This window comes from Saccharopolyspora ipomoeae (assembly GCF_029952525.1).
GTDB lineage: Bacteria > Actinomycetota > Actinomycetes > Mycobacteriales > Pseudonocardiaceae > Saccharopolyspora > Saccharopolyspora ipomoeae.
Genome location: NZ_JASAOF010000034.1, coordinates 34825 through 46437, shown reverse-complemented (window position 1 = coordinate 46437; position 11613 = coordinate 34825). Strand labels below are relative to the sequence as shown.

At 72.7% G+C, this 11613-nt stretch carries 7 protein-coding genes; 3 read left to right on the top strand and 4 right to left on the bottom strand.

Annotated features, from left to right (window positions below; genetic code table 11):
- Positions 1-60 precede the first annotated feature (60 nt).
- From QFW96_RS29165 to QFW96_RS29150, 4 genes are all read right to left on the bottom strand, one after another.
- Entirely contained in the window at positions 61-1482 is a 1422-nt protein-coding gene (locus QFW96_RS29165) for an SLC13 family permease (RefSeq protein ID WP_281458961.1), read from the bottom strand.
- A 314-nt stretch (positions 1483-1796) separates the two neighbouring features.
- Positions 1797-2459, bottom strand: coding sequence for a response regulator transcription factor (locus QFW96_RS29160; RefSeq protein WP_281458960.1), 663 nt, complete (start codon positions 2457-2459; stop codon positions 1797-1799).
- Positions 2456-3913, bottom strand: coding sequence for a sensor histidine kinase (locus tag QFW96_RS29155; RefSeq protein ID WP_281458959.1), 1458 nt, complete (start codon positions 3911-3913; stop codon positions 2456-2458). The genes QFW96_RS29160 and QFW96_RS29155 overlap by 4 nt, the downstream gene beginning before the upstream one ends.
- Positions 3903-4208: a hypothetical protein gene (locus QFW96_RS29150; RefSeq protein ID WP_281458958.1), complete on the bottom strand. Its 306-nt coding sequence runs from the start codon at positions 4206-4208 to the stop codon at positions 3903-3905. The genes QFW96_RS29155 and QFW96_RS29150 overlap by 11 nt, the downstream gene beginning before the upstream one ends.
- 388 nt (positions 4209-4596) lie before the next feature.
- Here QFW96_RS29150 and QFW96_RS29145 point away from each other — a divergent pair, with 388 nt between their 5' ends.
- From QFW96_RS29145 to QFW96_RS29135, 3 genes are all read left to right on the top strand, one after another.
- Positions 4597-7242, top strand: coding sequence for an HAD family hydrolase (locus QFW96_RS29145; protein ID WP_343231414.1), 2646 nt, complete (start codon positions 4597-4599; stop codon positions 7240-7242).
- Positions 7239-8306 carry a class I SAM-dependent methyltransferase gene (locus QFW96_RS29140; RefSeq protein ID WP_281458956.1) on the top strand — a complete coding sequence of 356 codons (1068 nt, stop codon included), beginning with the start codon at positions 7239-7241 and terminating at the stop codon, positions 8304-8306. Before QFW96_RS29145 ends, QFW96_RS29140 begins: the two co-directional genes overlap by 4 nt.
- A gap of 85 nt (positions 8307-8391) precedes the next feature.
- Positions 8392-11610 carry a glycosyltransferase gene (locus QFW96_RS29135; protein ID WP_281458955.1) on the top strand — a complete coding sequence of 1073 codons (3219 nt, stop codon included), beginning with the start codon at positions 8392-8394 and terminating at the stop codon, positions 11608-11610.
- Positions 11611-11613: the final 3 nt, after the last annotated feature.

Below are 11613 nucleotides of genomic sequence, written 5' to 3'. Positions count from 1 at the left end.
GGTGCCAGTGCCTTGGGTGGTGGAAGAGAATGCGGCTCCGCCGCATGGTTGACGCACCCCCTAGAGCGACAGGCCCAGTGCGGGCCAGATGAGCAGGGCGAACAGCAGGACCAGCGCGGCGGTGAGCGGTCCGAGGACGAGGGCGAGGCGGCGCAGTTCGCGGGGTTCGTACTCGTCGGCGAACAGCGCGAGCGGTTTGGCCGAGGACGGCAGCGTGTGGCAGAAACCGGCGGCCGCGGTCGAGGCGAACGCCACCGCGACCGGGTTCGCGCCGACCGCCAGCGCGGCGGGCACCAGCAGCGGGACCAGCACCGCCGAGCGCGCCGAGCGGGACGTGACCAGCAGGTGCAGGGCGGTGCTCAGCGCGACGACGGCGACCAGCAGCGTCACCGGGCTGTCGCCGACCAGCGCGTGCCCGGCGATCCACCCCGCCGCGCCGGAATCGGTGAGCGCGGTGCCCAGCGCGCCGGTCGCGGCCATGAACAGCAGCAGCGACCAGGGGATCTCGCCGACCGCGGCCTTCATCGGGACGGTCCCGAAGCGCGGCGAGACGACCAGCAGCGCGGCGCCGAGCGCGACCAGCGCGGGCGGCAGGCCGTGCCAGGGCTCGGTGCTCCACAGCAGCACCACGACGGCCAGCAGCGCGGCGGCCCGGACCTCGGCGGGCCGCATCGTCTCCGGCACCTCCAGCTCGTTGCGCAGCGCGGCGACGTCGACGCGCAGCGGGGTCCGCCGGTCCGCGCCGCCGGTCCGCAGCACGAGCTCGGCGGCCAGGTGCGAGCTGACCAGCGCGAACGGCAGTCCCCACAGCAGCCACCAGCCGAACCCGATGCCCTCGCCGGTGGTGGCGGCCAGCACCTGGCTGGTGATCAGGTGCGCTCCGGCACCGGTCAGGGTGGCGATCGCGGACAGCAGGATCACCACCGGAACCAGCAGTCCGGTCGTGCGGACCAGCCGTTCCGGCAGCGCGGACGAGAGCGCGCGGTGCAGCGGCAGCGCCATCGCGGCCCGGCCGCTGGTGCTGGGGATGAGCAGCGCCGTGCCGACCAGGCCGAGCGCGAGCAGGTGGCAGAGAGACCGCGTTGTCCGCGCCCGCCCGGCCAGTCCCAGCGCGATCCGCGCGGGCAGTCCGGTCCGGTTGATGCCGGCGGCCAGCATGAACGCGGCCACCAGCAGCCAGATCTGGTCTTCGCCGAGCGCGGCGAACAGCCGCTCGGACTCCAGCACTCCCAGCACCGCGAGCACGGCGGCGGCCAGCAGCGCGACGAAGGTGTCGTCGACCCGCGCTCTCGTCCAGCCGATGATCGCCGCGCCGAACACGACCAGCGTCAGCACGCCGTCGCGGCTCAGCGATCCCTCCGGGGACTGGGCCGGGACGGTGAGCACCGCCAGCACTCCGAAGACGCCGACGCCGGCGAGGGTGAACCCCACGGCCCATCCCCACCCGGCGACCGGGTCCGCTTCCACGCTCTTGACCTGCACGAGAACCACTCTCGGGCGCACCCCTGAGGTTCCCGTGAACCTCCGGTGAGAGGCTCTTCATCCCCAGTTGTCCACACGCCTGTGGATAAAGTTATCCACAGGCGTGTGACCAGCGATGACCGAACCTCTCAGGCGTGGTTGTGCACAGCTGTGGAAAGACTTATCCACAGCTGTGCACGCACTCGCCCCACATCCCTCCCACCCCGCCCGGGACACCGGTGCGCGGGATTTCAGCAGAAGTCGGGAACCCGATTTCAATGGAAGTCGGACACCCGATCTCCATTGAAATCGTGAGCACCGGTGGGGAAGCGAGGTCAGCCGCCGAGGCGGTAGCCCATGCCCCGCACGGTGCCGATGTGGCCGTTGCCGATCTTGCGGCGCAGCGCCCGGACGTAGACGTCGACGACGTTGGAACCGGGATCGAAGTCGTAGCCCCACACGTGCGAGAGGATCTGCTCGCGGCTGAGCACCTGGCCGGGGTGGCGCAGGAACAGCTCCAGCAGCGCGAACTCCCGGGCGGTGAGGTCCACCGTCCCGTCCGGCACCTGGGCGCGGCGGGTCCGCAGGTCCAGCGACAGCTCGCCGTCGCGCAGCACCGTGACCTCCTCGGCGCGCTCAGCCGAGCGCAGCCGCAGCCGGATGCGGGCCAGCAGCTCCTCGAACCGGAACGGCTTGGTCATGTAGTCGTCCGCGCCGCCCTCCAGACCGGCGACCGTGTCGTGCACCGTGTCCCGCGCGGTCAGGATGATCACCGGCAGCGCGACCCGCCGCGCGCGCACGTCGCGCAGCACCGAGAACCCGTCCCTGCCGGGCAGTCCCAGGTCGAGCACCGCCAGGTCGTACTCGCCGTCGACCAGGTGGTGCAGCGCGGCGTCGCCGTCGGTGACGACGGTGGTGGTGAAACCGTTGGCCCGCAGGCCCTTCTCGATGAACGCGGCGATGCGCTCCTCGTCCTCGACGATCAGGACCTTGCTCATGTCGCGTCCTCCGCGCTCGTCGCGGGCAGTTCCAGCCGGAAGGTCGCGCCCTGGCCGGGCGCGGACCGCACCAGCACCCGGCCGTGGTGCGCGTCGGCGATGGCCCGGACGATCGCCAGGCCCAGCCCGGCGCCGCCCTTGCGGCCGCTGCCGTGGGTGAACCGATCGAAGATCGAGTCGACCTCGGCCGGGTCGATGCCCGGTCCCTCGTCGCTGACCCACAGCTCCACGGTGCCGTCCCCGACGGCCGAGCCGATCCGGATCGTCGACCCGTCCTCGGTGTGCTGCACGGCGTTCTGCGCCAGCTGCACCATCGCCTGGGTGATCCGCTGGCCGTCCAGCTCGAACTCGCCCTCGCCCATCTCGGCCAGCACCCAGCGCCGGTCGCCCAGCGTGCGCACCTTGGCGTCGATGTCGCTGGTCAGCTCGGCCAGCGAGATCGGGGCGGGGGAGACGAAGTCCGGCCGGTCGGCCTTGGCCAGCACCAGCAGGTCGTTGACGATGCGGGTCATCCGGTCCAGCTCGTCGGTGCACAGCCGGACCACCTCGTCGCGCTCGGCGGGATCGACGCCGAGCAGCTCCAGGTTGCCGCGCACGATGGTGATCGGGGTGCGCAGCTCGTGCCCGGCGTCGTCGACGAACTGCCGCTGGATGCGGAAGGCGTCCTCCAGCCGGTCGAGCATCGCGTTGAACTGGTCTGCCAGCGCGGCGATGTCGTCGCGCCCCTCCACCGGGATGCGGCGGGTCAGGTCGTGCTCGGTGATCTCGGCGGCGGCCTGCCGGACCGCGCGCACCGGAGCCAGGATCAGCCCGGCGACGACCCACGAGATCAGCGCGGCGAGTACCACGCCGAGCGCGCTGACCAGCAGCAGCACCCGCACGCTGCGGTCCACCTCGGCGGTCTCGGCGGCGGTGTGCCGCTCGACCACGAACCACGCGCTGCCGCCCTGGGCGGTCTCGGCGCGCACCTTCACCCAGTGCACCGGCCCGGCGGCGGTGTCGAGGACGCCGTGCGCGGCGGGAGCGTCGATGATCTGCTGCAGCACCGCGCGGTCGTGCGCGACCGCCTTGATCGGCTCGGTCTGCTCCTGCGAGAGCACGCCGAGCCCGCCGCCCACCGGCCACGCGCCGATCAGCGCCTCGTCGGTGTCCGGGTACTGGTGGCCGAGGTAGTTGTGCAGCAGCGTCGCGGGGTCGGCGAGCAGCCGGCCGCTGACCGGGTCGCGGCCGTGCTCGGCGAAGACCACGAACTCCTTGGCCTCCTGCTCCAGGGAGTTGGTGAGCCTGCGGTCGACCTCGTCGTGCAGGTACTCGCGGACGATCACGATGACCGTGAGCAGCACCAGGACCAGCACGAGCAGCAGCCAGCCCATGATCTGGGCGCGCGCCGGGACCCGGGTGCCGCGGCGACCGGCGAGGCTGGTCAGCGGGCGGGTCGGGTGGTCAGTCGTCATGGTCGTCCGCGTCGTCGGCGTCGTCGTCGTGGGGCGCCGGTGGCGGCAGCTCGGCGGGCGGGGGCGGCGCGTGCACGTCCGGCGGTGCGGGGGCCTCGGACGGCCCGGGGACGACCGGCAGCGGCACGTCGGAGCCCGGCTCCTGGTGGCCGGAACCGGGCGTGCTGCCGACCCGCACGGTCTCGGGGATCTCGGGCGCGCGCGTGCCCCCGGTCAGCGCGAAGCTGACCAGCACGGCGGCGATGGGCAGTGCCAGGGCCGCGAGCAGCAGGACTCCCCGGGGAACGGAACGCATGGGTCCACTCTGACCTGTCACGGGCAACCGCGGGTGAAGCGGGGATGAGAACCTCCTCATCTTCGCCGCGGGCGGTGGGCGCGATCACCGGGCTCCGCCGGGCCCGAAAAGTGATCATTAATCGCGCTAAGCATCCGAAAGGAATTCGTGAAAGGAATTCTTCCGAGCGTTCCCGGAAAATTGCCGACGAGTGATTTCGACATCATCATGACCAGCGTGAACGATCCCTTGAAAATGATTCACCGGTTCGCGTGCAGGAGTCGAACCGGACACGTCCAAGTCGATCGATCCGGTCTACTCTCCGGTCGTCGGGGAAATGCCGGACGGTCATTCCGGCAGTGATGATCTCGCATTGTCGATGTGCTTCACGGCACGCTGGGGAGAGAACGTGCGGAACCGAACTGCGGCCACCGAACCAACCACCCGGGCACCCGAGCTGGAGCAGCTGCACAGGCTGGTGAGCGACGGCTCGTGCGCCGTGCTGTCGCTGGACGTGTTCGACACGGTCCTGTGGCGGCGCGTGCCCCGGCCCACCGACGCGTTCGCGATGCTGGGCGCGCGGTTGCGGGCCGAGGGCCGCTGCCCGGGCTGGATCACCGACGCCACCTTCCGGCTGATGCGCATCGACGCCGAGAAGCGGGCCCGCGAGCGCAGCCTGTCGGCCTGCGGCGAGATCTCGCTGTTCGACATCTGGCGCGAGATGCCGACCGACGTGCTCGGACCCGGGGACCTCGACGACCTGGTGCGGGCCGAGGTCGAGCTGGAGCGCGAGATCACCGTGCCCGACCTGGAGATCGCCGAGGTGATCGCCACCGCCGAGCGCAACGCGGTGCCGATCGTGCTGGTCTCCGACACCTACTTCACCGCCGACCAGCTCGCGCACCTGCTGGACCGGCCCGCCCTCGCCCCGCTGCTGGGCGCCAAGACCTTCCGCTCGCACCAGCACGGCCTGGACAAGGCGTCCGGGCTGTGGGAGATCGTGCTGCAGGAGCTGGGCACCCGGCCCGAGCAGATCGTGCACGTCGGCGACAACGCCGTGGCCGACGACGAGGTGCCCGCCAAGCTCGGCATCCGGACCGTGCACCACGAGCGCATCGACGACGAGTTCGCCGAGGTCCTCGACCGGGAGCGCGAGTCGACCGACTCCTTCGGCCCGCCCGACCGCCACCTGCACCCCGAGCACGGCGACGCCGGGCTGACCACGCTGCGCGCCAAGGCCGTCCGCGCCGCCTCCGACGAGTCCGGCGAAGCGGTGGAGGTCGCGTGGCGCTTCGGCGCGGGCGTGCTCGGACCGGTGCTGACCGGCTTCGCCGACTGGGTCGCCGAACGCGCCCACGAGCTGGGGCAGCGGGTCGTCTGGTGCCCGATGCGGGAGGGCGAGCTGCTCTCCGAGCTGGTCAACGAGGCCGCCGCCGCGCGCGGCCGGGACGTCACCGCGAAGCCGATCTGGCTGTCCCGGCAGGTCACCTCGCTGGCCGCGCTGGACAGCTACGACCCCGACGCGGTCGGCGAGTTCATCGGCCGCAGCTACCGGCTCACCGTCGCCCAGCTGCTCGCCTCGCTGCACCTGCGCCCGGGCGACGTCCCGGCGCTGGCCGACAAGCTCGACATGCTCCTCGACCAGCCGGAGCTCCGCGAGCGCGTCACCGTGGCGCTGACCGAGGCGCCGCACCTGCGGAACCGGCTGGCCGCCACCGTGACCGCCGCCTGCGACCGGCTGCTGCGGTCGCTGCGCGCGGCCGGGGCGCTCGACGGCGAGGAGATCGTGCTGGTCGACCTGGGCTGGGGCGGCACCATCCAGTACCAGCTGTCCCGGGTTCTGCGGCGCAACGGCATCGACGTCCGCACCTCCGGCCACTACCTGGCCACCGACCACCGCTCCAGCCGGTTGTCGCTGGCCGGGCAGCCCGCCGAGGGCTACCTGGGGCAGAGCGGCTGGCCGCACGACGTCGTCTACGCGCTGGTCCGCAGCCCCGAGGTCGTCGAGCAGTGCGTGAGCGCGCGGCTGGGCTCGCTGGTCGACTTCACCGAGTCCGGCGAACCCGTGCTGGGACCGTTCCACAGCACGCCGACCCAGGACCTGGAGTGGTGCGCGGTCCAGGACGGCGTCCGCGGCTTCCAGCGCACCTGGAACCGCTACGCGCGCGCCGCAGGCGGCGACTGGCCGACGCTGAACCGGGAGCGGCTCGCGGTGATCATCACCGCTGCGCTCAAGGCGCCCAGCGCCGCCGAGGCATCGGTGTTCGGGAACTGGTGGCACGACGACAACTTCGGTTCCTCGGTGGTCACCGGCATCGTGCCCCGCGACCTGCTGCCCGCCGTGCCGTACATGTCGCCGGGCGACCTGGAGGACCTGCACATGCGGGACGCGTTCTGGCCCGCGCTGCTCACCGCCGCCGACCCGCAGCTCGGCGCCGCGGTGAGCGCGCTGCACAGCGGCGCCGTCGACCCGGCCGTGTTCGAGAGGTCCGGCGAGTGCCCGAGCACGCGGCTGCGGTTCCGCACCGAGGACGACGAGTGGCACGACGCGTCGCGCCGCCGCGTCCGGATCAACCACAACGGCCTGTCGTTCGCCCGCCTGACCTTCGAGTCCCGGGGTGCGCTGGACGTCTCGCTGGCGATCCCCGGGCAGCCCGCGATCGTGCGCATCGACTGGATCGAGGCCACCGCCTACGTGCGCGGCGACGCCGAGCCCCGCACCCTCCGCTGGGAGCGGGCCGAGGACTTCGCCGGTCTGGTGTTCGCCGACTGCGACTGGCTCGGCGGGACGATGGTCGAGTTCCACGAACCGCACGGCGCCGTCTGGCTGCCGCTGGCCCAGCGCGCCGGCGGGCCGATCACCTCGGCGCAGATCACCATCGCCTTCGCGAGCCTGCCGCAGTCCCGCTCCGGACTGGCCCACCGGGTGCCCCCGGCGCCGGAGCTGGCGCGGCTGACCGGCCGCATCAGGGAAGAGCTGCGCACGCGCGGCGTGCGCGGCATCGCCGCGGGCGGCGCGCGCCTGGCGCTGCGCAAGATGGGAGGAATCCGATGACCCGCGTGCTCGAAACCGGTCCGGGGACCAGGGACGACCCGCACGCCCAGGCCCGCGACGCCCGGAACCAGCCGCTGCTGCTGCACTCGATGGCGCTGTTCCGCGAGCTGTTCGCGGAGCTCTTCGACCGGCGCTCGATCCGCACCGTCGTCGAGATCGGCGTGGAGACCGGGCAGGTCAGCGCCTGCTACGCCGAGCTCGGCGCCGAGGCCGTGCACTGCGTCGAGCCCGTCCCCTCCGACGAGATGCGGGCGGCGATGGCCGGGAACGACGCGCTGCACCTGGTGGAAGGCCGCTCGCCGCAGGTGCTCTCGCAGCTGCCGGTCGCCGACCTCTACGTCATCGACGGCGACCACAACTACGCCACCGTGCGCGCCGAGCTGGACTGGATCCTCACCCACGCCCCGGACGCGCTGATCGCGCTGCACGACGTGCTCTGGCCCTGCTCCCGACGCGATCAGTACTACGAGCCGCACGTGCTGCCCGCCGCGCAGACCCACCCGCGCACCGCCGACGGGCCGACGGTCTGGCACGACGAGGTCACCCCGGCCGGTTTCGTCGGCCTCGGCCAGTTCACCGCCGCCGAGCACGCGGGCGGCGAGGGCAACGGCGTGCTCACCGCCGTCGAGGACGCCCTCGCCGAGCACGGCGGGCGGCGGCTGGAGATCGTGCCCGCCGTGTTCGGGCTCGGCGTGATCCTCCGCGAGGACGCCGACCAGGACCTCTCCGACGCCCTGCGCCCCTTCACGAGCTCGGCGCTGCTGAAGGCGATGGAGAACAACCGGATCGCCCTCTACACGCGGGTTCTCGCGCTGCAGCACGAGGCCGTCGCGCACGCCGACGAGGCCGACCGGCAGGTGCGGCTGCTCGCCGAGCGCCACTCCGAGGCCGAGCGGCTGCGCCGCCGCTGCGACGAGCTGCGCGTCAGGCACGAGGAGGAGCTCGCCGCGCTCCGGAACCGCCACGCCGAGCTGCAACGCCGGTTCGACTCCGAACGCCCGCCGAAGCTCGTCCGCGAACTGCTCCGCGTCGCCCGGGGACTCCGCCGGAGATTCCGCCGCTGAACACCGGAATTCCCCGACCCGCGACGGTCCCGCCCCGCCAGGCGCTAGCCTGCGTTCCAGGCAGGCGAACGGGTGAAGGGGTCCGATGGACGAGCGGCTGATCGACTGGACCGGGGAGCGCTGCGTTCCCTGGACCGAGGACGTGCAGGTGGTCTACGAGCACTACCACCGGTACGCGCTGGCGGCCCCCTTCGCGCGCGGCAAGCGGGTCCTCGACCTCGCCTGCGGCGAGGGCTACGGCGCCGCGCTGCTGGCCGCCGAGGGAGCCGAGGTCGTCGGCGTCGACATCGACGAGCGGACCGTGGAGCACGCCCGGCACAACTACGCCGGGCGGGACGTGAGCTTCGAGGTCGGCTCGATCACCGACCCCGACCTGCTCGCCGACGCCAAGCCGTTCGACGTCGTGGTGTGCTTCGAGGCCATCGAGCACGTCGACGATCACGCCGCGGTGCTGCGGCTGGTCCGGTCGCGGATGAAGCAGGGCGGGCTGTTCCTGTCCAGCACCCCCGACACCGCCGTGTACAGCCACGAGCACGGCAACGACAACCCGTTCCACGTCAAGGAGCTCACCGCGCGCGAGTACGAGTCGATGCTGGAGGAGTCCTTCCGGCACGTCGCGGTGCTCAAGCAGAACGTCACCGTCGGCTCGCTGGTGGTGCCCGCCGATCCCGGCGACCGCGACACCGCGATCGAGGGCGTCCGGCTGCAGACCATCGAGCGCACCGAGGCGGGGGACTGGTCGGTCAGCCGGGGCGTGCCGCACACCTACCTGCTGGGTGTGGCCTCCGACAAGCACCTGCCCACGCTCCCGGCGGCGGCCGTGCTCACCGACGCGAAGCTGACCCTGGCGCGCGCGGGCGACACCGCCGAGCTGGTCGGGCAGCGCGACGAGGCCGTCGCCGACGTCGCCAAGCTCAACGAGCTCTACCAGCGCAGCCGCGGCGAGGCCGACGAGCTCAAGGCCGCCATCGGACGTCTCGAGGAGCTGCGCCGCAGCGAGGAGCAGCGCGCCGAGTCCGGTGCCGCCGAGCTCGCCGAGCTCCGCGAGCAGCTCCGCCGGCGCGGCCTGCAGGCGCAGCGCGACGCCGCCCGCGTCGAGTGGCTGCGCGACACCGCCGCCCGGCTGGAGGGCAAGCTCGCCGACGCCGAGAGCCGCGCCGAGCGGCTCACCGCCGAGAACGCCGAGCTGGCCGCGCAGAACTCGGCGCTGGTGCAGCGCGCGGTCAGCAAGTACCGCCAGGTCGTCGAGCGCGTCGCCCCGCGCGGCACCACCCGCCGCGACGCCTACGAGATCGCGCTCGGCCGCAAGCCCGGCGTCCCGGAGGTCGCCGAGCAGGTCGAGACCGGGCCGCTGCCGGTGCCCTCCAGCGATCAGCCGCTGGTCAGCGTGATCGTCCCGGTGCACGGCAAGTGGCCGTACACCCGGCAGTGCCTGCGGTTCCTGGGCGGGCACCTGGTGTCGGTGCCGTTCGAGGTGATCGTCGTCGACGACGCCTCGCCCGACGACAGCGCCGAGAAGCTCGCCGCCTGCGAGGGGGTCCGGCTGGTGCGCGCCGAGCGCAACCTCGGGTTCATCGGCGCCTGCAACCTCGGCGCCGAGCACGCGCGCGGCGAGTACCTGTTCTTCCTCAACAACGACGCCGAGGTCACCGAGTCCTGGCTGGACGTGCTGGTGGACACGATCACCTCGGACCCGCGGATCGGGCTGGTCGGTGCCAAGCTCGTCTACCCCGACGGGCGGTTGCAGGAGTGCGGCGGCATCGTCTGGGCCGACGGCACCGGCTGGAACTACGGGCGCGGGACCGACGGCAGCGGCGCGGAGTTCAACGTCGTCCGCGACGTCGACTACTGCTCCGGCGCGGCGATCCTGGTGCGCGAGGAGCTGTTCCGGCAGGTCGGAGGCTTCGACACCCGGTTCGCGCCCGCCTACTACGAGGACACCGACCTGGCGTTCGCGATCCGCGCCGCCGGCTACCGCACCGTCGTGCAGCCGAAAGCCGTGGTGGTGCACCACGAAGGCGTCTCGAACGGCACCGACCTCAACTCCGGGGTGAAGAAGCACCAGGAGCTCAACCGCCAGGTGTTCGTCGAGAAGTGGGCCGACACGCTGCGCGCCGAGCACCTGCCGGAGGCCTCGCCGCGCAACCTGTGGCTGGCCCGGCAGCGCGGCAGCCGCGGTCATCACGGGTCGATCGTGCTGGTCAAGGACCACCAGGTGCCGCGCCCGGACTTCGACTCCGGGTCGGTGCGGATCTTCCGGGTGCTGCGGCAGCTCGTCGAGCTCGGCCACCGGGTGGTGTTCCTGCCCGGCAACCACGCGCCGCTGCAGCCCTACACCGAGGACCTGCAGCAGATCGGCGTGACCGTGCTGCCGCAGCCCGAGCTGCAGCAGGCGTTCCTGCACGAGGCCGGGTCGGAGATCTCGCTGGCGCTGCTGTCCCGGCCGCAGGTCGCGTGGAGCCTGGTGGAGGAGCTGCGCACCCGCGCGCCGCAGGCCGTCATCGCCTACGACACCGTCGACGTGCACTTCCTGCGCCTGGAGCGGGAGGCCGAGCTGGCCGAGCGCCAGGGCGAGACGGCCCGCGCGGAGGCGCTGCGCCGCAAGGCCTTCGCGTCGCAGCAGATGGAGCTGGGCCTCGCCCGCGCCTGCGACGTGACGCTGGTGGTCTCCGAGGCCGAGCGGACGCTGCTGGGCGAGCTGGTGCCCGACGCCGACGTGCGGGTGCTGTCCAACGTGCACGAGATCGACGACACCCCGGTGCACGTCGAGGGCCGCCGCGACGTGCTGTTCGTCGGCAGCTTCGACCACCCGCCGAACGTCGACGCCGCCCGCTGGGCCGCCCGCGAGATCATGCCGCTGGTGCGGGAGCGGTGCCCGGACGCGGTGCTGCACGTCATCGGCAGCAACCCGACCGACGAGGTCACGGCGCTGGCCGGTCCGGGCGTGGAGGTGCACGGCTGGGTCGAGTCGCTGGAGCCGCACTACGCGCGCGCCCGGGTCACCCTCGCGCCGCTGCGCTTCGGCGCGGGCGTGAAGGGCAAGGTCGGGGAGAGCCTCGCGGTGGGCGTTCCGGTCGTGGGCACCGGCGTCGCGGTGGAGGGCATGCACCTCAAGCCGGGTCAGGACGTGCTGGTCGCCGACGACGAGGCGGGGCTCGCCGACGCCGTGACCCGCCTCCTCACCGATGACGACACCTGGAGCGGTCTCGCCGCCTCGGGCCGCACCGCCGTCGAAGCCCAGTTCGGGCCCGAAGCCTCCCGGGCCGCGCTGGAATCCCTGCTGGACACCATCCCGCGCCCCTGACCC

What these genes read in the sequence shown, in the direction of transcription:
- QFW96_RS29160 (WP_281458960.1), bottom strand. Translation starts at nt 2,459, where the DNA reads ATGAGCAAGGTCCTGATCGTCGAGGACGAGGAGCGCATCGCCGCGTTC.
- QFW96_RS29155 (WP_281458959.1), bottom strand. Translation starts at nt 3,913, where the DNA reads ATGACGACTGACCACCCGACCCGCCCGCTGACCAGCCTCGCCGGTCGC.
- QFW96_RS29150 (WP_281458958.1), bottom strand. Translation starts at nt 4,208, where the DNA reads ATGCGTTCCGTTCCCCGGGGAGTCCTGCTGCTCGCGGCCCTGGCACTG.
- QFW96_RS29140 (WP_281458956.1), top strand. Translation starts at nt 7,239, where the DNA reads ATGACCCGCGTGCTCGAAACCGGTCCGGGGACCAGGGACGACCCGCAC.
- QFW96_RS29135 (WP_281458955.1), top strand. Translation starts at nt 8,392, where the DNA reads ATGGACGAGCGGCTGATCGACTGGACCGGGGAGCGCTGCGTTCCCTGG.